This window comes from Bradyrhizobium dasycarpum (assembly GCF_042019905.1).
Taxonomy (GTDB): Bacteria; Pseudomonadota; Alphaproteobacteria; order Rhizobiales; family Xanthobacteraceae; genus Bradyrhizobium; species Bradyrhizobium japonicum_B.
Genome location: NZ_CP169574.1, coordinates 5950170 through 5970245 on the forward strand (window position 1 = coordinate 5950170; position 20076 = coordinate 5970245).

Annotated in this window: 18 protein-coding genes and 1 other RNA gene; 7 read left to right on the plus strand and 12 right to left on the minus strand. The window is 65.3% G+C overall.

Features of this window, described 5'->3' with window-relative positions; translation table 11 throughout:
* Nucleotides 1-103 precede the first annotated feature (103 nt).
* The 8 genes from ACETMP_RS28380 to tkt form a co-directional block, all read right to left on the minus strand.
* Nucleotides 104-895, minus strand: a complete 792-nt coding sequence (locus ACETMP_RS28380) for an inositol monophosphatase family protein (protein WP_375158722.1) — start codon at nt 893-895, stop codon at nt 104-106.
* Between the two features lie 99 nt (nt 896-994).
* Nucleotides 995-2062, minus strand: coding sequence for an HcpA family protein (locus tag ACETMP_RS28385; RefSeq protein WP_375158723.1), 1068 nt, complete (start codon nt 2060-2062; stop codon nt 995-997).
* A gap of 8 nt (nt 2063-2070) precedes the next feature.
* Nucleotides 2071-2760 carry a thiamine phosphate synthase gene (locus ACETMP_RS28390; protein WP_375158724.1) on the minus strand — a complete coding sequence of 230 codons (690 nt, stop codon included), beginning with the start codon at nt 2758-2760 and terminating at the stop codon, nt 2071-2073.
* Between the two features lie 3 nt (nt 2761-2763).
* Nucleotides 2764-3789: a class I fructose-bisphosphate aldolase gene (locus tag ACETMP_RS28395; protein WP_375158725.1), complete on the minus strand. Its 1026-nt coding sequence runs from the start codon at nt 3787-3789 to the stop codon at nt 2764-2766.
* A 224-nt stretch (nt 3790-4013) separates the two neighbouring features.
* Nucleotides 4014-5081, minus strand: coding sequence for a class II fructose-bisphosphate aldolase (gene fba, locus ACETMP_RS28400; protein WP_375158726.1), 1068 nt, complete (start codon nt 5079-5081; stop codon nt 4014-4016).
* A gap of 54 nt (nt 5082-5135) precedes the next feature.
* Nucleotides 5136-6332 (minus strand): phosphoglycerate kinase, encoded by a 1197-nt coding sequence (locus ACETMP_RS28405; RefSeq protein ID WP_375158727.1) that lies wholly within the window; start codon nt 6330-6332, stop codon nt 5136-5138.
* A gap of 123 nt (nt 6333-6455) precedes the next feature.
* Nucleotides 6456-7463 carry a type I glyceraldehyde-3-phosphate dehydrogenase gene (gap, locus tag ACETMP_RS28410; RefSeq protein WP_257176688.1) on the minus strand — a complete coding sequence of 336 codons (1008 nt, stop codon included), beginning with the start codon at nt 7461-7463 and terminating at the stop codon, nt 6456-6458.
* Between the two features lie 149 nt (nt 7464-7612).
* On the minus strand, nt 7613-9598 hold the full coding sequence (tkt, locus tag ACETMP_RS28415) for a transketolase (RefSeq protein WP_375158728.1): 1986 nt from the start codon (nt 9596-9598) through the stop codon (nt 7613-7615).
* Nucleotides 9599-9972: 374 nt separating this feature from the next.
* On the opposite strand from tkt, the gene ACETMP_RS28420 reads away from it, so the two are divergent.
* The 5 genes from ACETMP_RS28420 to ACETMP_RS28440 all read left to right on the plus strand — a co-directional run bounded on the left by ACETMP_RS28420 (nt 9973) and on the right by ACETMP_RS28440 (nt 12574).
* On the plus strand, nt 9973-10293 hold the full coding sequence (locus tag ACETMP_RS28420; RefSeq protein ID WP_375162013.1) for a DUF4164 domain-containing protein: 321 nt from the start codon (nt 9973-9975) through the stop codon (nt 10291-10293).
* Nucleotides 10290-10673 (plus strand): cell division protein ZapA, encoded by a 384-nt coding sequence (locus ACETMP_RS28425; protein ID WP_375158729.1) that lies wholly within the window; start codon nt 10290-10292, stop codon nt 10671-10673. Before ACETMP_RS28420 ends, ACETMP_RS28425 begins: the two co-directional genes overlap by 4 nt.
* Before the next feature lie 154 nt (nt 10674-10827).
* Nucleotides 10828-10988, plus strand: a non-coding RNA gene (ssrS, locus tag ACETMP_RS28430) — 6S RNA.
* 187 nt (nt 10989-11175) lie between these two features.
* On the plus strand, nt 11176-11772 hold the full coding sequence (locus ACETMP_RS28435; RefSeq protein WP_375158730.1) for a 5-formyltetrahydrofolate cyclo-ligase: 597 nt from the start codon (nt 11176-11178) through the stop codon (nt 11770-11772).
* Nucleotides 11750-12574, plus strand: coding sequence for a TIGR00282 family metallophosphoesterase (locus ACETMP_RS28440; RefSeq protein WP_375158731.1), 825 nt, complete (start codon nt 11750-11752; stop codon nt 12572-12574). The genes ACETMP_RS28435 and ACETMP_RS28440 overlap by 23 nt, the downstream gene beginning before the upstream one ends.
* 353 nt (nt 12575-12927) lie before the next feature.
* Here the strand turns inward: ACETMP_RS28440 and ACETMP_RS28445 are convergent, their stop codons facing one another.
* Nucleotides 12928-13080 carry a hypothetical protein gene (locus tag ACETMP_RS28445; protein WP_375158732.1) on the minus strand — a complete coding sequence of 51 codons (153 nt, stop codon included), beginning with the start codon at nt 13078-13080 and terminating at the stop codon, nt 12928-12930.
* A 183-nt stretch (nt 13081-13263) separates the two neighbouring features.
* Here ACETMP_RS28445 and ACETMP_RS28450 point away from each other — a divergent pair, with 183 nt between their 5' ends.
* Complete coding sequence (locus tag ACETMP_RS28450; protein ID WP_375158733.1) at nt 13264-13812, plus strand: hypothetical protein; 549 nt, start codon at nt 13264-13266, stop codon at nt 13810-13812.
* 493 nt (nt 13813-14305) lie between these two features.
* Here ACETMP_RS28450 and ACETMP_RS28455 read toward each other — a convergent pair whose 3' ends face one another.
* From ACETMP_RS28455 to ACETMP_RS28465, 3 genes are all read right to left on the minus strand, one after another.
* Nucleotides 14306-15442 (minus strand): DSD1 family PLP-dependent enzyme, encoded by a 1137-nt coding sequence (locus ACETMP_RS28455; protein ID WP_375158734.1) that lies wholly within the window; start codon nt 15440-15442, stop codon nt 14306-14308.
* 281 nt (nt 15443-15723) lie between these two features.
* Entirely contained in the window at nt 15724-17148 is a 1425-nt protein-coding gene (locus tag ACETMP_RS28460) for a methyl-accepting chemotaxis protein (protein WP_375158735.1), read from the minus strand.
* 107 nt (nt 17149-17255) lie between these two features.
* A complete protein-coding gene (locus tag ACETMP_RS28465; protein ID WP_375158736.1) occupies nt 17256-19004 on the minus strand; it encodes a methyl-accepting chemotaxis protein in 1749 nt (582 codons plus the stop codon).
* A 221-nt stretch (nt 19005-19225) separates the two neighbouring features.
* Here ACETMP_RS28465 and ACETMP_RS28470 point away from each other — a divergent pair, with 221 nt between their 5' ends.
* Entirely contained in the window at nt 19226-19972 is a 747-nt protein-coding gene (locus ACETMP_RS28470; RefSeq protein WP_375158737.1) for a YebC/PmpR family DNA-binding transcriptional regulator, read from the plus strand.
* The last annotated feature ends 104 nt before the right edge of the window (nt 19973-20076 follow it).

Sequence of the window (20076 nt, forward strand, 5' to 3'; positions counted from 1 at the left end):
TCCAGTACGCCGCGGCTTCTCCGTATCCAACTGATGTCTCTGGAATACTGGATCACCCGCTTTCGCGGGTGATGACAGTGGATTTGGAGCGCCAGCTTCCGCCTTACGCCGGCTTCCGCAGAATCTTGACCAATTCCCCGTGCACGAACTCGTTGCCGCACACGACGTCCCCGGTCACCAGCGCATCGCCGGGCGTGCTGATGTCGCTCACTGTCCCGCCGGCTTCGCGCACCATCAGCATACCGGCCGCGATGTCCCAGGATTGCAGATTGCGCTCCCAATAGCCGTCGAGGCGGCCGGCGGCGACGAAGGCGAGGTCGAGCGAGGCGGCGCCGAAGCGGCGCAGGCCTGCGACGCGGTCCTGGATCGCCGTCATCTCGCGGCGGAATTCCTCGTGATTGCCGCGGCCGATATGGGGCAGGCCGCAGGCCACCACGCATTCGTTCAGCTGGCGGCGGCCGGCCACCCGCAGGCGCTGGTCGTTGAGGAAGGCGCCCTTGCCGCGCTCGGCAATGTAGAGCTCGTCATTGGCGGGGTTGTAGATCACGCCCGCGATGATCGTGCCTTCGCGCGACAGCCCGATCGAGATCGCAAATTGCGGGATGCCGTGCAGGAAGTTGGTGGTGCCGTCGAGCGGATCAACGATCCAGGTATGGCTCTTGTCGCTGCCCTCCCGCGTGCCGCCTTCCTCGCCGATGAAGCCGTAGCCGGGGCGGGCCTTGGCGAGGTCCTGGTAGAGCATCTCCTCGGCGCGCTTGTCGGCAAGCGAGACGAAATTCGCCGGCCCCTTCAGCGAGACCTGGAGATGCTCGATCTCGCCGAGATCGCGCTTGAGGCTGCGGCCGGCACGGCGCGCAGCCTTGACCATGACGTTGATAGTGGCGGAATACAGCATGAGCTTTCGGTCTTGATCGGGGGGAAAGGGCGGGACATCGCGCCTGTTTGACGCCTTGGGTGCCCTGCAGGGGCGCTGGCGTCAAGTCATTGGGTCAAGTCATTTGTTCCCGAGCCACTTCTTGGCGGCGGCCTCCGCCTTGGCGCGCTCCTCGGCCGGCAGGTCGGACAATTGCTTGTCGAGCTCCGGGTCGCCCTTGCCGGCGGTCTTGGCCACCAGATGCCATTTGAAGCCCTCGACCTTGTCCATGGTCGTGCCGACGCCGTTGATCAACACCCACGCCAGCCGGTTCTGTGCGATAGCGCTGCCCTGGCGGGAGGCCTTGCGGAGCAGGGCGACGGCGGCCGGCTGGTTCTTCGGCGTACCGGTGCCGTTGAACATGGCGATGGCATATTCGACCTCGGCGTCGACATTGTCGGCGAGCGAGGCGGCCTGAAGCAGCCGCACCGCGCGTTCCGGGTCCTTCGGAACGCCGGTGCCTTCCTTGTAGAACGTCGCGAGCGCGTATTGCGCCTCGGGCAGGCCGGCGTCGGCGGCCTGGCGCAGCAGCTCGGCCGAGCGCTTGACGTCCTGCGGCAGGGTCTGGCCATCGAGATAGAGCAGGGCGAGGTTATAGGCCGCTCTGGGCTCGCCGAGCTTGGCGGCGGACGCCATCAGCTTGACGGCCTCGCTCTTGTCGACCGGGCCGCCGCGGCCGGAAATGCGCAGCATGGCGAGCGCGAACATCGCCTCGCGGTCGCCGGCGTCCGCAGCCCGCTTGTACCATTCGGCCGCCTTGGCATAATCGCGGCGAATGCCCATCGCATTGGAATAGAGCTCGCCGAGCATGGTCATCGCCTTGGGATCGCCGGCTTGCGCGCGGGCGGTGGCGAGCTCGAACGCCGTCTTGTACTGGCCGCGCTGATAGGCGCCGTACACCAGATCGGCGTTGGAATTGTCGGTCGGCGGCGCCGGGATCACGGTCGGGGCCGGCGTCGGCTTGGCGGAGGGGGCCGGCTTGGGCGAGGCCGCAGGCTTCGGCGCAGCCTCCTTCTTCTTGGCGGGCGCGGGCTTCTGCTTCTCAGGCGTCGTGCTCGGTATGGTGGCCGGCGGGGTGATCTGAAGCTGCGCGGCCGCCGGTCCGGTGAGCAGCAGCGTAGCCAGCATGGTGATGCAGGGGAGCTTCATGTCGGGCGCTAGCCGTGCTCGCCGCCGGCAGCATTCTGGCTCGCCGTCGCCGTCGCGTGCGCCTTCTTGATCGCGGCGTCCGCCTCGACCAGCGCGGCCTTGGGCCCGCGCGGATCGGACCAGATGAAGTCGCCGACCAGCACGAAATCAGCGCCGCTGAGGGCGAAGTCGTGGGCTTCCTCGAGCGAGGTGGCAAAGCCGACGCAGGGCGGCTCGAACAGCTCGGCCCACCAGTCCAGCCGCTCGGCGATCGCTTGCGCCTGGGGACGCTGGCCTTTCGCATCGGGCTCGCCGAACAGCACGTAATCCGCGCCCATTTCGCCCGCATCCATGGAATGGTGCCGCGTCGTCAGCCCGCCGACGCCGGCGATGCGATCGGGCTTGAGCGATGGCAGCGCCTGCTTCAGCGCGGCGATGCCGGGCAGGTGCGCGCCGTCGGCGCCGCCGCGCGCGACCAGCTCGGCATGGCCCTCGACCAGCAGCGCTGCGCCCGCCTTCTGCACCGGCGGCGCTAGCGCCTTGATGCGCGAGATCATGGTGCGCTGGTCGGTCTCCTTCAGCCGCAGCAGCACGGCCGCGACGTCGGCCGAGCCGAGCAGACCCGGCAGCTCGGCGACAAGCGCAGCGGGATCATCGACGACAGGCGTCGCGAGATAAAGGCGCGGCGCCGGGCGCGGCGGAGGCGGTTTGTTCGACAAGATCTAGGCTGCCTTCTGTTCCAGGCTGCTTTGCCACTCACCCTTGGCGGCAAGGCCGTTCATTCGCGCGCGATGGCTGAAGGCGCGCTGGCCGGCCGCGACGTTCTCTGCCTTGCCGGACCAGGCCTTCTGTGGCGCGGCCTGCAGCGCGCGGCCATAGGAGAAGGTCAGGCCCCAGGGTAGCGGGCCGAGCTTGTGCATGGCGTTGAGATGCGCGGTCGCCTCCTCGTCCGACTGGCCGCCGGAGAGGAAGGCGATGCCGGGCACCGCCGCGGGCACGCAGGCCTTCAGCAGCCGGATCGTCTTCTCGGCGACTTCCTCGACGGAGGCCTGCTTCGCGCATTTCTTGCCTGAGATCGCCATGTTGGGCTTCAGCACCATGCCTTCGAGCGCCACGCGCTGGACGCGCAATTCCTGGAACGTCTTGTTGAGCACCCGCCCCGTCACTTCATAGCAGCGGTCGATGTCGTGGTCGCCGTCCATCAGCACCTCCGGCTCCACGATCGGCACGATCTGCGCGGCCTGGCACAGCGCGGCATAGCGCGCCAGCGCGTGGGCGTTGACGCTGATCGCGGTCATGGAGGGAATGCCGCTGCCGATGTCGATCACCGCGCGCCATTTGGCGAAGCGCGCGCCGCGTTCGTAATATTTCTTCAGCCGCTCGGCGAGCTTGTCGAGCCCGACGGTGACGAGCTCTCCCGGACACATCGGCAGGGCCTGCGTGCCCTCGTCGACCTTGATGCCGGGAATGGCGCCGCTAGTCTCGATCAGCTTGATCAACGGCGTGCCGTCCGCAGCATTCTGCCAGATCGTCTCGTCATAGAGGATCACGCCGGAGATGTACTGGCTCATGGCGTCCTTGGAGCGGAACAGCATCTCGCGATAGTCGCGGCGGTTCTCTTCGGTCGAGGCCACGCCGATCGCGTCAAAGCGTTTCTTGATGGTGCCGGAGGATTCGTCGGCGGCGAGGATACCCTTGCCGGGGGCCACCATGGCGGTCGCAATCCTGTTGAGCTCAGTCAGATTCATCGAGAGGTCCTCCCAAAACGATTCTGCCCTTGCCCGTGAAAATAGACCGTTCTCGGGCAATTGCCGAGTTAACGTTCGTCGCAGGGTAGGGGGAAGACCGGTCATTCCGGGGCGCACGCCCCTTGGCGCGAGCCCGGAATCCATTGATCCGCGTCGATGGTGGCACCATGGATTCCGGGCTCGCGCTGCGCGCGCCCCGGAATGACAAGACGGTGCCTGCGGCCCTACGCCACCTTGGGATCGAGCTCGCCCTTGGCGTAGCGCTTGGCCATCTCGGCGGTGGTCAGCACCTTCTTGATCTTGGCGGCTTGCCCCGCGGTGTTGAACTCCTGCAGGCGCTGCTTGCACAGCTTGGTCATGGCTTCCATCGCCGGCTTCAGGTACTTGCGCGGATCGAACTCTTCCGGGCTGTCCTTGAGCACCTTGCGGATCTGGCCGGTCATCGCCATGCGGTTGTCGGTGTCGATGTTGATCTTGCGCACGCCGTTCTTGATGCCGCGCTGGATCTCGCTCACAGGCACGCCCCAGGTCGGCTTCATCTTGCCGCCATAGGCGTTGATGATGTCCTGCAGCTCCTGCGGCACCGAGGACGAGCCGTGCATGACGAGATGCGTGTTCGGCAGCTTGCGGTGGATCTCCTCGATCACGTTCATGGCGAGGATGTCGCCGTCGGGCTTGCGGGTGAACTTGTAGGCGCCGTGGGACGTCCCCATCGCGATCGCGAGCGCGTCGACCTTGGTCTCCTTGACGAACTTCACGGCCTCGTCCGGATTGGTCAGGAGCTGGTCGTGGCTGAGCTTGCCTTCGGCGCCGTGGCCGTCTTCTTTGTCGCCCATGCCGGTCTCGAGCGAGCCGAGCACGCCGAGTTCGCCCTCGACCGAGATGCCGCCGAGATGGGCCATGTCGGTCACGGTCTTGGTGACGCCGACATTGTAGGCCCAGTCGCCGGGCGTCTTGCCGTCGGCCTTGAGCGAGCCGTCCATCATGACGGAGGTGAAGCCGGCCTGGATCGCAGTCATGCAGGTCGCCGGCTCGTTGCCGTGGTCGAGATGCACGCACACCGGAATGTGCGGATAGATTTCGGTCACCGCGTCCATCATGTGCTTGAGCATGACGTCGTTGGCGTAGGAGCGCGCGCCGCGCGAGGCCTGGATGATGACGGGCGCGTCGACCTGGTTGGCCGCGTCCATGATCGCCAGCGCCTGTTCCATGTTGTTGATGTTGAAGGCCGGTACGCCGTAATCGTTCTCCGCCGCGTGGTCGAGCAGTTGACGTAACGTGATCCGAGCCATCTGTCTTTTTCTCCCGTTGGGGCCTTTCAAGGCCGCGATGTTTGCCGACTTGAGTTACTTGACGCGCAGCACCTCGACGCCGGGCAGGGGCTTGCCTTCCATCCACTCGAGGAACGCGCCACCGGCGGTCGAGACATAGGTGAAGTCACCGGCCACATGGGCCTGGTTGAGCGCCGCGACGGTGTCGCCGCCGCCCGCGATCGAGATCAGCTTCTTGGCCTTGGTGCGCTCGGCAGCGTGCTTGGCGGCCGCGACCGTGCCGCGGTCGAACGGCTGCATCTCGAACGCGCCCAGGGGGCCGTTCCAGACCAGCGTCGCCGCGTCGTCGATCGCGGCGTGGACGCGGGCGACCGATTGCGGGCCGACGTCGAGGATCATGCCGTCGGCCGGGATCGCGTCGAGCCCGTAGGCGTGCGACGGCGCGTTGGCGGCGAAGTGATAGGCAACGGTGGCGTCGACCGGCAGGATGATGGCGCAATTGGCGGCCTCCGCCTTCTCCATGATGCGCAGCGCGGTGGCGGCGAGATCCTTCTCGGCCAGCGACTTGCCGACCGCAACGCCCTGGGCGTGCAGGAAGGTGTTGGCCATGCCGCCGCCGATCACGAGCGCGTCGACCTTGGTCACGAGGTTTTCCAAGAGGTCGATCTTGGTCGAGACCTTGGCGCCGCCGATGATGGCGATGACGGGCTTGGTCGGCGAGCCCAGCGCCTTCTCCAGCGCATTGAGCTCGGCCTGCATGGTGCGGCCGGCATAGGCCGGCAGCTTGTGGCCGAGGCCTTCGGTCGAGGCGTGAGCGCGGTGCGCGGCCGAGAATGCGTCGTTGACCCAGATGTCGCCGAGCTTCGCCAATTCCGCGACGAAGGCCGGATCGTTCTTTTCCTCTTCCTTGTGGAAGCGGGTGTTTTCGAGACAGAGAATGTCGCCATCCTTCAGAGCGGCGACGGCCTTGGCCGCGGGCTCGCCGATGCAATCGTCGGCGAAGGCGACCGGCTTCTTCACCACCTTCGACAGCGCCTCGGCGACGGGCTTGAGCGAGTCCTTCGCGTCGCGCCCCTTCGGCCGGCCGAAATGCGCGAGCAGGATGACCTTGCCGCCCTTGTCCGAGATTTCGGCGATGGTCGGCGCGACGCGCTCGAGCCGGGTCGCGTCGCTGACGCGGCCATTGTCCATGGGCACGTTGAGATCGACGCGCAGCAGCACGCGCTTGCCCTTCACGTCGACGTCGTCGAGGGTGCGGAATTTGTTGGTCATCTCTGGGCTCTCTTGTCCCGGGCCTCTGGGAGGTCATTCCGGGGCGGTGCGCCAGCACCGAACCCGGATCTCGAGATTCCGGGTCTGGTCCTTCGGACCATCCCGGAACGACGATCTGCGACGTCAGATCACCTTCGCCATTGCGGCGGCGGTGTCCGCCATGCGGTTCGAGAAGCCCCACTCGTTGTCGTACCAGGACATCACGCGCACCAGCGTGCCGTTCTGCACCTTGGTCTGGTCTTCGTGGAAGGTCGAGGAGTGCGGGTCGTGGTTGAAGTCGATCGAGACGTTCGGCGCATTGGTGTAGCCGAGGATGCCCTTGAGCTGCTGCTCGCTGGCGCGCTTCATCGCAGCGTTGATCTCCTTGGCGTCGGTGGCGCGCTTGGCGACGATCTTGAGGTCGACCACCGAGACGTTCGGGGTCGGCACGCGGATCGCGACGCCGTCGAGCTTGCCCTTCAGCTCGGGCAGCACGAGGCCGATCGCCTTTGCCGCACCGGTCGAGGTCGGGATCATCGACATCGCGGCCGCGCGGCCGCGGTAGAGATCCTTGTGCATCGTATCGAGCGTCGGCTGGTCGCCGGTATAGGCGTGGATCGTGGTCATGAAGCCGGTCTCGATGCCGACGAGGTCGTTCAGCACCTTGGCGACCGGCGCCAGGCAATTGGTGGTGCAGCTTCCGTTGGAGACGACCAAATGATCCCGGGTCAGCGTCTCGTGGTTGACGCCGTAGACGATGGTGGCGTCGGCGCCGTCGGCGGGCGCGGAGACCAGCACGCGCTTGGCGCCGGCGGTCAGATGCGCGGATGCCTTGTCCTTCGAGGTGAAGATGCCGGTGCATTCCATCGCGATGTCGACGCCGAGATCCTTCCAGGGCAGCTTCGAGGGATCGCGCTCGGCGGTCACCTTGATCTTGCCGCCTCCGAGGTTGATCGAGTCGCCGTCGACGGTGACGGTGCCGGGGAAGCGGCCATGGACGCTGTCGAAACGGAGCAGATGGGCGTTGGTCTCGACCGGACCGAGGTCGTTGATGCCGACGACCTCGATGTCCTTGCGGCCTGACTCGGCGATAGCCCGCAGGATGTTGCGGCCGATGCGGCCAAAGCCGTTAATTCCGACGCGGACTGCCATGTTTCGTCTCCTTCAATGACCGTTGTCATCCCGCACAACGCGCTATGCGCGCCTGCGAGGGTTTTTTTAGGGGCGGGCGCCCGGTTCGGCCGGGCGGTGCTTGATCATATGACGGATTACGTAGTCCTTTTTTGCGGCAAGCTCAACTCTCAGGAAACGCGCTTCAGCACAGCGTTAACCGCAGCCTCGGCGGTAATACCGAAGTGCTTGTAAAGCTCCTTTGCAGGGCCGCTTTCGCCGAAGGAATGCATGCCGATGAATTCGCCGTCCTGGCCGATCACGGCGTCCCAGCCCCAGCGCACGGCAGCCTCGATCGCCACCTTCACCGGCGCATTTCCGATGATGGCCGCGCGCTTGGCCTCTGGTTGCGCTAACAACAGCTCCAGCGAGGGAACGGAGACCACCCGCGACGCGATACCGCGTTCGGCCAGCTGCTTCTGGGCGGCGACCGCGATCTCGACTTCGGAGCCGGAGGCGAACAGCGTCGCCTTGGCTTCGCCCTGGGCGGCGACCAGCTCGTAGGCACCGGCCGCGCAGGGATTGTCGTTCGGTGCGGTGGTGCGCAGCTGCGGCAGGTTCTGGCGTGTCAGCGCCAGCACGGTCGGTCCGTCGACGCGGTTGAGCGCGAGCTCCCAGCACTCGGCGACTTCCATCGAATCGCACGGACGGAACACGCGCATGTTCGGAATGGCGCGCAGCGCCGCGAGATGCTCGACCGGCTGATGGGTCGGACCGTCCTCGCCGAGCCCGATCGAATCGTGGGTCATGACGTAAACGACGCCGGCGCCCATCAAGGCGGCAAGGCGCATCGCGGGCCGCGCGTAGTCGGTGAACACCAGGAAGGTGGCGCCGTTCGGCGCGAAGCCGCCATGCAGGAAAATGCCGTTCATCGCGGCGGCCATGCCGTGCTCGCGGATGCCGTAATGGATGAAGCGGCCCTTCGGCGTCTTGGCGGAGAAGGCGGTCGCCGACTTCGCCTTGTTGTTGTTGGAGCCGGTGAGGTCGGCCGAGCCGGCCAGGAATTCCATCGGCATCGCGGCCGCGATGGCCTCAATCGCCGCCTCGGACGATTTGCGCGTCGCCGCCGTCAGCGGCTTCTCCAGGAGCTCCTTCTTGTGCGCGCGCAGCGCCTTTGCCAGCGAGGCCGGACGCTCGTGGCGCAGCCGGCGCTCGAACTCGGCGCGCTTGCGGCTGCCGAGCTCACCGAGCCGTGCTTCCCATTCCTGCCGGGCCGCGGCGCCGCGGCTGCCGGCCGCACGCCACGCCTTCAGCACGTCCTCGGCGACCGCGAACGGCTCGAGCGAGAGGCCGAGCTTCTCCTTGGCGGCCTTGAGCTCGTCGGCGCCCAGCGCCTCGCCGTGCACCTTCGAGGTGCCGGCCTTGTTCGGTGCGCCGAAGCCGATGGTGGTGCGGCAGGCGATCAGCGTCGGCTTGCTGGACTTCTTCGCGCGCGTGATCGCGTCGGCAATCGCGGCCTGGTCATGGCCGTCGATCTTCTCGGCGGCCCAGCCCGCCGACTTGAAGCGCTTCACCTGGTCGACGGAATCGGCGATCGAGGTCGGACCGTCGATCGAGATGCCGTTGTCGTCGTACAGCACGATCAGCTTGTTGAGCTTCCAGTGCCCCGCCATCGCGATCGCTTCCTGCGACACGCCTTCCATCAGGTCGCCGTCGGAGGCGAGCACGTAGGTGTGGTGATCGACGATCTTCTTGCCGAACTCGGCGGCGAGCATCTTCTCGGCCAGCGCCATGCCGACCGCGGTCGAGATGCCCTGGCCGAGCGGACCGGTCGTGGTCTCGATGCCCTTGGTGCGGAAATTCTCCGGGTGCCCGGGAGTGAGCGAGTCGACCTGGCGGAACTGCTTGATCTGGTCCAGCGTCATCTCGGCATTGCCGGTCAAATACAGCAGCGAATAGAGCAGCATCGAGCCGTGGCCGGCCGACAGCACGAAGCGGTCGCGGTCCGGCCAGGCCGGCGCCGTGGCGTCGTATTTCAGGAATTGCGTGAACAGCACCGTGGCGATGTCGGCGGCACCCATCGGCAGGCCGGGATGACCCGATTTCGCCTTCTCGACAGCGTCCATCGAAAGGCCGCGGATCGCGTTGGCCATACGGGTGTGATCGACCTGCGTCATGTCTGAAATCCGTCTGAAATGAGGCGCTTGGAGGCGATGCACGCCCGCGCGGGAGGAGCCTGGCGGCCACTGAAGGTCGGGGCTGGGATAGCACCTCGGTTCCGGGAGTCCAAGGCAGTCAAACGCCGATTTGGCCGCAAAAGTTGCCTCTGTGGAGATCGGTTTTCCGCCGGACGCGTGCGTGGCGGAACTCGCGGATCGGGATGACGTCCGTCCCGATTGATCGGTGCATAGTTTCGCGGCGGCGTTGCGCTTGGCTAGCTTGCCACGTAAATTTCTGCTTCTAACCGCTTGCCGAACCGAGTCTTTTGCCGGGCGGCAAGCCCCAGGAAAAAGGCCACTGGGCAAAGGCCGCAGGTTCCGCCGCTGACTACATGAACGATCGCGTGTCCAACAGTGCCGCCATGACGGAATCCTCCGCGGTCGAGATCGAGATCGCGACCCGCAGGCTGACGGCGGCGCTCGACGCGCTCGAAAGCGCGGTGGAGCGGCGGCGCGATGCCGATCGCGACGAGAACGAGCTCGCGGCGCGCATTCAGGCGCTGGGTGCGGACCGTTCGCGGCTTGCCGACGAACTCGATGGCGCGCTGGTGAAAGCGCGCAAGCTCGAGCGCGCCAACCGCGAAATCTCCGACCGGCTGGATTCGGCCATCGTCACGATACGCTCGGTGCTCGATACCGGAGAGGATGGATGAGCCACATCAACGTCACCATCAACGGCCGGCAATACCGCATGGCCTGCGAGGAGGGGCAGGAGGTGCGGCTGCTCAAGCTCGCCGAGAGCCTGGAGACGCGGATCCAGTCGCTGCGCGGAAAATTCGGCGAGATCGGCGATGCGCGCCTCACCGTGATGGCCGCGCTGACCGTGTGCGACGAGCTGGTCGACACCACCAACCGCGTCCGCACCCTGGAGCAGGAGCTGACCGAGCTCAGGGATTTCCGCAATGCCGCCGTCGAGCGCGCCCGGCTGACCCAGACCGCCGTGGTCAACGCGCTAAACGCGGCGGCCGAGCGCATCGAGAAGTCGACCCAGGTCCTGAACCGCACCGTCGGAGGCGGGATCGCGATCGGGTGAAGCTCGTTAGTAGCCACGCGGGTGGTGCGCTCCCTCTCCCGCAGGCGGGAGAGGGAGTTCACCTCCGTCGTGGCTCGTAGGTCGCTTCATTACGCTGAAGCTCCGCACATTCGCCGCACTGGCGATTCGTCAGTATCGTTGTTACATTGCCCAGGCGAGGCTGCGACGCGCGTCAGGAGCCATATATCCCCGGGGCCTTATCGATCCTTTAGGGAACTGTCCCTGGCCGGGCCCGTGGGCCCGGACATATGGTGCCCACCTACTTTCGTAGGGAACTCCGGGATCGAGTGCTTCAACGGCGTACGCGGCTTCGCACTGTTTTCTGCTCGGTTTGTGCTTGTTGAAATGACTGCGGCCAGTTCAACAGGTGTCATGCCCCGCCGAGTGCGCAATTGCGCACGGAGGACCGGGGCATCCAGTACGCCGCGGCCTTTGTGTGAATCACCACCGCCTCTGGAATACTGGATCACCCGCATTCGCGGGTGATGACGTGGGGACCAACATGCCCGCATCGAAAGCCGAACTCCGCGCCAAAGCCCTGGCGGCGCGCGATGCGCTGAGCGAGAAGAAGCGCAGCGCCGCCGCCGCAAAGCTCGCCAAGCGCGGGCTGCCATTCGAGCTGCTGCCCGGCAGCATCGTCTCGGGCTATTCGCCGATCCGCAGCGAGATCGATCCGATGCCGCTGATGAAGGCGCTTGCGGAGCAGGGCGCGAAGCTCGCGTTGCCCTGCGTCACCGCGCGCGGCCAGGCGCTGATCTTCCGTCTCTTCCATCCGAACGATCGTCTGATGCTCGGCCCGCTCGGCATTCCCGAGCCGTCGCCGGCGGCCGCCGAGGTCATTCCGGACGTCATGCTGACGCCGCTCGCGGCCTTCGATCGTCTCGGCCATCGCATCGGCTACGGTGCCGGGCATTACGATTTCACCTTCGCGCATTTGCGCAAAGCCAAGCAGATCGTCGCCATCGGGCTGGCTTTCGCAGCGCAGGAGATCAAGGCGGTTCCGGCACTATCGCACGACGTCGCGCTGGATTATGTGCTAACGGAATCGGACGTGTTCGATTTCCGGAGTTCTGAAGTTGCGCATTCTCTTCGTGGGTGATGTGGTCGGCCGTAGCGGGCGCGAGGCCGTCGCCGAATATCTGCCCGGCCTGGTCAAGGACTGGTCGCTCGATCTCGTCGTCGTCAACGGTGAGAATTCCGCCGGCGGCTTCGGCATCACGGAAGCGATCTACCAGGAGTTTCTCGAGGCCGGCGCCGACGCGGTGACGCTCGGCAATCATTCCTGGGACCAGCGCGAAGCTTTGGTGTTCATCGAGCGCGCCGACCGCCTGGTGCGCCCGGCCAACTATCCGCGCGGCACGCCGGGCCGCGGCGCCGCGCTGGTCGAGACCAAGAACGGCAAGCATGCGCTCGTCGTCAATGCGCTCGGCCGCGTCTTCATGACCCCGTTCGACGATCCCTTCGCGGCGCTCGAGCGCGAACTCGGCGCCTGCCCGCTCGGCGTTGCCGCCGACGCCATCGTCGTCGATTTCCATTGCGAGGCGTCGAGCGAGAAACAGGGCATCGGCTTCTTCTGCGACGGCCGCGCCAGCCTCGTCGTCGGCACCCACACTCACGTGCCGACCGCCGACCACCAGATCCTCAGCGGCGGCACCGCCTACATGACCGACGCCGGCATGACCGGCGACTACGATTCCATCATCGGCATGCAGAAGGAAGAGCCGCTGCGCCGGTTCACCTCGGGAATCCCGTCAGGCCGCTTCGAGCCGGCCGGGGGCGCGGCGACGCTCAGCGGGGTCGCCGTGGAGACGGACGACGCGACGGGACTCGCGCTGAAGATTGCGCCGGTGCGCGTGGGTGGAAGGCTGGAGCCGGCGACGCCAAGATTCTGGTTGAGCTGAAGCACGGCGCCACCCCCTCGGTGTCATCCCCGCGAAGGCGGGGATCCATAACCCCGGAGAGTAGTGTGGGGCACAGCTCCCACTCTGAGCCTTCGTCAAATCACTCCCTGTGGGTATGGGTCCCGCATCTGCGCTTCGCTTGTCCGGAACGACGGCGCATATTGACGCGCGCAACCACGCGCCAATCTCAGCTCACCGCCTCCCGCGCAGCGATCGGCCACAGTTCGTAGGATGGGTTGAGCTTGCGAAACCCATCATGTTTCGTCATCGGAGGACGGATGATGGGTTTCGCTGGCGCTCTACCCATCCTACGAGCTCTGCCCTTTTGAGTGCGGTGTTGGTCGTGGTACCTGTCAGCAGGTCAATGCCGCGGTCATCCCCGTTACGCTCGTACCCGATATGGTGCCGCAGACGTACTCGGCGTCAGTGCGGCCCTCGTCGATAGTGAAGCACTCGAAGCCGGAAAGCGCTCCGCCGCCGCGCACGCCATTGGCGACCAGCCTCATCCTCGTGTCGCTGGAGGTTATGCGGCTGGCGAGCGAGGTCTCGAATATCGCCGTGGCGGAGTGAAGGGAGGCTGCGAGGACCTGGACAAGCCGAAGCTAGTAACAAGTACGGATGCAATGACCAATAGTCGTTTCATACCTCACATGGTACGGAGGCTTTTGGCTTTGTAACGGGGCTAGAGCATGTGGGATTGGATATTTCCAGTTTGGGATTGGACTAGTGCTTTTGGCAGCAGTACCTTGGCAAAGTTGCTAGCCAACGGCGCGTTTATTGCGTCGGTCGTAGTTGGCTTGTGGACGTTATGGCGATTTAGTCTCAGCCAAGAACGCTACCCGCATATCGAGCCGTCGGCTGATATGAGCTTCATTGGCATCCACGGCAATGCGTGGATAGTTGAGTTGATAGCTTACATCGACAACAAAGGGTTCGCTCAACACAAGATGCAGCTTTTCACGTTTAAGCTTGAAGCTTTGGAGGTTGACGAAAACCTTACTAAACACGGCGAGCTAAGATTTCCCAAGCAGCTCAAGCAAGGGACCTTTACCAAGGGATACGAGTACTTCGTGGTGAATCCAAAGATCAAGGCAAAGTACTCGTTCGTTACCGCCATTCCAGAGAATGTTGCCTTCGTTCGGTTCACATGCCAATTTAAGTATATGGATAGGCGTCAGTTCTTCCATGAGTTCGAGTGCACGAAGGAAGTTCCGCGTATCCCGTCTAAACCGTCTTAACCGGCAAGCTGCGCGAACACTTATCACGAATTGCCTATGAACGGGCAGATCAGCTTGATCGTGCGTATCGCGACTACGAGACCGTCTTAAGACTACATCCAGGCGACGAATTTGCCGTGAAGCGGCTGCAGACGCTCCGCGCGAAGTAGGGATCAAAGGTCGCCTGACCTACACCTATTACCTCGGATATGGCTGCGCGAGTGGCTAGGAAACTGAAAGCATCAGGTCCGCTTTGGGTCATTTGCGGACGTTCCCAGCCGGGCAGGCCACGTCTGCTCGTCCCTTGGAAACGGGCAGTCCCGAATGAGTGTACGCCTTGGCCCGCAATTGCGAACGAGGGGCCAGAACCCATAACCCCAAGCGCGTAGTTGCTTCGCCAAGCTTGTCACTCCACGTCTTCGCCAAACCGATGCTGTGGCGTATGGGTCTCGGATCTGCGCTTCGCTTGTCCGTGGCGACGGCAGAGATCGTCGCGCGCAATCACGCGTCAATCTCAGGTGACTGCGCCCCGCGCCGCGACTGGCCAGAGTGCCTCCACGCGGGCATCCGGCGTGTTGAAGCCGCGCACGCCGACATACCAGTCGTAGAGATTGACGGTCGGGTCGCAATGGCCGGGGATCAGCGTCACCTTGTCGCCGATCGCCAGTCGCGACGAAGCGCTGTCGAAATCGAGCAAGCCATGCTCGTCAGAGGGCCGATGATAGCGCAGGTCGGGCCGGCCGAGCACGACCGGAAATCCGCTGTCGTTCGAAAGGGCCTTGTGGCCGGCATCGATGACCGCGTGTTCGCCGGCACCGGTGCTCATCACCGTCGCGATCACGAACAGCGCATGCTCGAACGGATTGGCGTTGCGCGCGCCGTCGGCGAGGTTCTTGGCGTAGTCGGCGTCCATGAAGATATAGGAGCCCGCCTGCAATTCGTTCCAGATGCCGCTCGCGCCTTCGAGTTCGAATGTGCCGGTTCCCGCGCCGCCAATCGTCCGGCACTGAAAGCCGGCGTCCTTGAGGACGCGCAGTGTCTCCGCGGTCGCGTTCGCGGCACCGGCGATGGCAGCGCGCCGCTCCTCCGGCGTGCGCAGATGCTGGGCAGAGCCGTGATAGGCCTGCAAGCCGCCGAACGACAGGAAGCGTGAAGCCGCTACCTGCCGCGCCAGGGTGGCCGCCGCCGGCCCCGGCCTGACGCCGCAGCGACCGGCGCCGACGTCGATTTCGACCAGGACTTCGATTTGCGATCCTGCCTGCTCCGCGGCGTGCGACAGTTGCTCGACCATGATCGCATCGTCCACGCAAACGCTGATGCGTGCGTGGCGCGCGAGGCTTGCGAGCCGTTCCAGCTTCCGCAGGCCCACCACCTCATTGCTGACGAGCACGTCGCTCACCCCGCCCGCAACCAGGATCTCGGCCTCGGCGACCTTCTGGCAGCACATGCCGACTGCGCCGCGCGCGATCTGCTTGGCCGCAATGATCGGTGATTTGTGGGTCTTCGCATGCGGACGCAAGCGAACGCCGAGCTTGCCCACCGCCGCCGCCATCGTGTCGAGATTGCGCTCGAAGGCGTCGAGGTCGATGATCAGCGCCGGTGTATCGATCTCGGAAAACGGCGCGCCGATTTGGGCGGGTGGACAGGACATCGAAAAACCAGCTTGCTGTGTTCGGGTTCGCGCCCCGAACGCGTGGCGGCATTTCTACGGCAACGTCGGCCGCCGCACCAGTGCAGGCGGCTCTTGGTGCTCGGCAGCTGGCGGGGAGAACCGCATGCCTCCCACTATTTCGGAATAATAGCAATCTACCCCTGTTTTGCCCGACAAGTCAAAAATGCCGGGCCTGCCGGCGCAAGCCATTGATTTCGCACACCCCGGCTACTGTGCATGGGGTTGTTTTCGAACTTTTGAGTTGGCCGCCGGGCCGGCCGTCAGCCCTGGCGAAAGCCCATCCGGAACGCGCCCCAGTGCTTGCCGCGGATCATGATCGGCGAGGACAGGTCCTTCATCAGCACGAACTGTCCGCCGCCCATGTCGCGGCGGTAGGTCTGGAGCAGGAACGGCTTGGTGCTGCCTGCGACCTTCTTCACCGTGCGGTCGTTGAACAGGCGGCGGTTGCGGCAGTTTGCGTTATTCCAGACGGGGTCCTTGCCCTGCGGCAGGCGGTAGTTCGGATTATGGGTCGGCAGATAGCCGCTCCGTGCCCAGGCGACGCAATAGACGATGCGCGGATCCGCTTTCTGGATCGGGTCCTGGATCGCGGGCAGTACGCGGTCGGTGAACTCGACGTAGCTGGTGAGATATTGCTTTGGATCGGTGCCGGGAATTTCCCGATAGGTCTCGTCGAGCAGTTGGTCGAGCGTGATGTCGCCGCGATCGATGGCGGCTTCGAACTCGGCCGAGATCCGCTTCGCGGTATCGACCACGATTCGGATCAGCGGCGTGTCCGAGGTCTCCACGCCGCTGTCCGCGATCAGCGCGATCAGGCCTTCGGATGTGTCGAGCAGCTTGGCCACCCGCTCGTCGGCGTTCTTGAGGTCGTGCGAGGAGAGGTCGACGCCCTTGGCGAGCTCATTGAGCTCGCTGATGACGGTGTCGCAATGTCCGAGATTAGAGGTCGCCGCGCGCGTGACGCTGCCGATCTCCGCTTCCACGGAAGCGAATCCCTGCTGCACGCGCGAGATGATGCCGGAGATCGCTTGCGCGCCTTCGCCAGCCGTCTTGGCGCGCTGGGAAGCTTCGCTGCTCTCGCCGATCAGGCCTTCGATCTGGCCGTCGAGATCGCGCACGGTGTCGGAAATCTCGTGCGTGGCCTGGCGGGTGGCTTCCGCGAGGTTCTTCACTTCGCTTGCGACCACCGCGAAGCCGCGGCCGGCATTGCCGGCGCGGGCGGCCTCGATGGTCGCGTTCAGCGCGAGCAGATTGGTCTGCTTGGCGATCGCCTCGATCGAGCCGGACACTTTCGCCACTTGCGCCAGCGCCGAACCGACGGCGGACAGGCGCGCCTCGATCCGCTCCACGGCTGCGACCAGCTCGGAGATGTGGCTGACCGCGGTGTCGACGGCGCTGCGCGACTGCGTGATCTCGCCGACCGCAGCCGACGTGGTGGTTTGCACGGCCTGCGATGCATTGGCGATGTCGTGGTTGGCCGAGACCATCGTCTCGGCCGTCTTCTGCAGATGATGGAACCGTTCCGATTGGTTGGCGACGCGGTTTGCGACTTCCTGGACGTTGCCGGCGATATCAGCGAGTTCCACGCCGAGGCCGCCGATGCGGTCGGCGAGTTGATCGATCAGCCGTTCGGCGAGCGTGCGGTTGGATGCGGTGTCCATGACGGCAAGTTGTGCGGCGGACATGTCCTGGGCTTCCTCCAATCAGGGCCGTTCGCCGGCCCTCCGCGGCATTCCCATTCCAGCGGCGACTTAGAGGATGATTCGCCGCCGGCGTCTTGCCTGAGCGTGCACTAGAGTTTGTAGGCGGTGCGGAATCCGCCCCAGTGCCGGCCTTGCACGCGGATCGGGACGTCGATCTCGCGCATCATCACCGTGTTTCCATTGCCCATGTCGCGCGCATAGGTTTGGACCAGGTACGATCGCAGGTTGCGCGCGGCGGCGAGCCCCGCCGGATCGTTGAACATCCGCCGGTTGCGGCTGTTGGCCGTATTCCAGGCAACATCGCCCGGCCGCTGCGGATGCGAATAGATCTTGTTGTGCACCGGCAGGAAGCCATTGCGGTCGACCATGGCGCAGAACGCCATGCGCTGGTCCTTTGCCAGAAAGGCTTCCTGGAACGGCGGCAGCGCGCGGTCGGCCCAGTCGAGATATTTGGTGCGGTATTGTTGCGGATTGGTTCCGGCGATCTCGGCATAGTCGGTGTCGAAGAGGTCTTCGATCCCGACGTCGCCGCGGGCCACCGCCTGCTCGAAGATCTTGGTCAGCGCGTTGCCCGCCTCCATCGCGCGGGTGACGAACTCGGTGCTCTCCTCGTGGATCGACCAGAGCTTGTCCTCGATCTTTTCGCGGAGCTCGGCATTGGGGCTGGCGAACTGCGCGCGGGCGCCGGCCTTGGACTGCTCGACCACGCGCAGGCGACAGGCGCCGACGTCTTCGAGGGTACCCTCGATCATGGCTTGCGGTGCGAGCCGGCTGGCGTCCGCGCCGCCGATCAGCACGCCGTCCATCGCGATTTCATAGATCGGCATCACGCCGCGCGCGCTCTCGAACTTGAGATGACAGGGCAGCCGCTCGGTCTTGCGGCGGTCGTCGTGCTCGCTCTGACGCAGCAGCACGGCGCAGCGCGACTTCAGCTTTTGTGCGAAGGTGGTGACGGCTTTGCCCGCACTGGCGACGTTCTCGCCATGGCTTTCGGCCGCCTTGGTCGCGGCATCGATCTCGGCCGCGCTCTCGCCGACCGAGACAATGAATTCCGAGGCGCTCGCGGCATTGCCGGAGACTTCGCTGGTGGTGGCGTTCTGTTCGGCGACTGCTCCGTTGACGGTCTCGAACACCGGGCGGATCGCCTCGATCGCCTGCGAAATGCGGTGCACGGCATCCGCAGAGCCGGCGGCGTCGCGCTGCAGCGCGTCGATCTTCTTTGTGATCTCTTCGGTCGCGCCTTGCGTCTGCACCGCCAGCGCCTTGACCTCGGTTGCGACGACCGCAAAGCCCTTTCCCGCGGCGCCCGCGCGCGCGGCCTCGATGGTCGAATTGAGTGCGAGCAGCGTCGTCTGCCGCGCGATCTGCGCGATCAGATTGACGACGTTGCCGATGGCGGCGGAGGATTCCCGCAAGCGGTCGACATTGGCGCGGGCTTCCTGCGCCGCGGCACTGGCCGCGTCGGCGAGCTTGCCGGCCTCGCGAACCTGCGCCCCGATACCCAGCGCGGACTGGGTGAACTTGTCGGCGGCATGGGCGAAGGTGGAGGCGGTCGATTGCGCGGCGTTGGTCCGGCCGGTCAGGGCGTCGGTGCGGTCGCGGATGGCGGCCAGCGTCGCCGCGGTCGCCTCGGCGCCGCCGGCCACCGAATTGGCGGCGCGCTCGAGCTGGCGGATCATGGCGCCGAGCTCGAGTTCCAGCAGCTCCAGGATTTCCCGTGCCGAATCAGTCTCGGCCGCGGCAGCGGGCTCGGAATGGGCCGCCGGCTGCGGCGGCGCCGGGGCGGCCGCAGGCGCAGCCTGGTCCGGTAGACGCTTCCGAAATAGTCCGAACGCCATCGGCTCTCTCTTGTCGGGGAATGGTCGGACGCTATTTTCGCAGTCCGGAATGAAATCAGGGTTAACAATGCCCGATCTCTAGGCACCCGGCCGTACCCAGGGCCACCTTTAGGGTGCTACCTTAGGAGTAGGAGATCCCTTTGATTCCGGCGGGTTGGCGGCCTATAAGGCCGCGCTTCCCACGCTCCACCTTTGGCTGACGATTTCCCAAGAGACCACGCATGGCCGGACATTCCCAATTCAAGAACATCATGCACCGCAAGGGGCGGCAGGATGCCCAGAAGTCGAAGCTGTTCGGCAAGCTGGCCCGGGAAATCACGGTCGCCGCCAAGCTCGGCACGCCCGACCCCGCCATGAACCCCCGTCTGCGCGCCGCCGTGATCGCGGCGCGCCAGGAGAACATGCCGAAGGACAATATCGAGCGCGCCATCAAGAAGGCGCTCGGCAGCGACGGCGAGAATTATGACGAGATCCGCTACGAGGGTTACGGCCCCGGCGGCGTCGCCGTCATCGTCGAAGCGCTCACCGACAACCGCAACCGCGCCGCCTCCGACATCCGCTCCTTCTTCACCAAGTCCGGCGGCAATCTCGGCGAAACCGGCTCGGTCGCCTTCATGTTCGACCGCACCGGCATCATCGAATACGACCGCAGCGTCGCCTCCGACGACGCCATGCTCGATGCCGCGATCGAGGCCGGCGCCGACGACGTCGTCTCCGGCGAAGGCGGTCACGAGATCTACGCCTCGACCGAAGGCTATCGCGACGTTGCCAAGGCGCTGGAAGCCAAGTTCGGCGAGCCGCGCAAGGCCGCGCTGATCTGGAAGCCGCAGAACACTGTCGCGGTCGACGACGAGACCGGCGAGAAGCTGCTCAAGCTGATGGATCTGCTCAACGAGCACGACGACGTCCAGAACGTCTACGCCAATTTCGAGGTCTCGGACGCGCTGATGGCGAAGATGGGCGGGTAGGCGCCTGCCTGCTAGCCTCAACCGCCGCTGTCATCGCCCGCGAAGGCGGGCGATCCAGTATTCCAGAGACGTTCGAAGGATACGGATAAGCCGCGGCGTACTGG

Bases quoted from the DNA above. Each gene is read 5' to 3' on its own strand.
- ACETMP_RS28385 (WP_375158723.1), bottom strand. From the start codon at position 2,062: ATGAAGCTCCCCTGCATCACCATGCTGGCTACGCTGCTGCTCACCGGA.
- fba (WP_375158726.1), bottom strand. From the start codon at position 5,081: ATGGCTCGGATCACGTTACGTCAACTGCTCGACCACGCGGCGGAGAAC.
- ACETMP_RS28460 (WP_375158735.1), bottom strand. From the start codon at position 17,148: ATGTCCGCCGCACAACTTGCCGTCATGGACACCGCATCCAACCGCACG.
- ACETMP_RS28425 (WP_375158729.1), top strand. From the start codon at position 10,290: ATGAGCCACATCAACGTCACCATCAACGGCCGGCAATACCGCATGGCC.
- tkt (WP_375158728.1), bottom strand. From the start codon at position 9,598: ATGACGCAGGTCGATCACACCCGTATGGCCAACGCGATCCGCGGCCTT.
- ACETMP_RS28395 (WP_375158725.1), bottom strand. From the start codon at position 3,789: ATGAATCTGACTGAGCTCAACAGGATTGCGACCGCCATGGTGGCCCCC.
- ACETMP_RS28465 (WP_375158736.1), bottom strand. From the start codon at position 19,004: ATGGCGTTCGGACTATTTCGGAAGCGTCTACCGGACCAGGCTGCGCCT.
- ACETMP_RS28405 (WP_375158727.1), bottom strand. From the start codon at position 6,332: ATGACCAACAAATTCCGCACCCTCGACGACGTCGACGTGAAGGGCAAG.
- gap (WP_257176688.1), bottom strand. From the start codon at position 7,463: ATGGCAGTCCGCGTCGGAATTAACGGCTTTGGCCGCATCGGCCGCAAC.
- ACETMP_RS28470 (WP_375158737.1), top strand. From the start codon at position 19,226: ATGGCCGGACATTCCCAATTCAAGAACATCATGCACCGCAAGGGGCGG.
- ACETMP_RS28455 (WP_375158734.1), bottom strand. From the start codon at position 15,442: ATGTCCTGTCCACCCGCCCAAATCGGCGCGCCGTTTTCCGAGATCGAT.
- ACETMP_RS28420 (WP_375162013.1), top strand. From the start codon at position 9,973: ATGAACGATCGCGTGTCCAACAGTGCCGCCATGACGGAATCCTCCGCG.
- ACETMP_RS28450 (WP_375158733.1), top strand. From the start codon at position 13,264: ATGTGGGATTGGATATTTCCAGTTTGGGATTGGACTAGTGCTTTTGGC.
- ACETMP_RS28445 (WP_375158732.1), bottom strand. From the start codon at position 13,080: ATGAGGCTGGTCGCCAATGGCGTGCGCGGCGGCGGAGCGCTTTCCGGC.
- ACETMP_RS28435 (WP_375158730.1), top strand. From the start codon at position 11,176: ATGCCCGCATCGAAAGCCGAACTCCGCGCCAAAGCCCTGGCGGCGCGC.
- ACETMP_RS28380 (WP_375158722.1), bottom strand. From the start codon at position 895: ATGCTGTATTCCGCCACTATCAACGTCATGGTCAAGGCTGCGCGCCGT.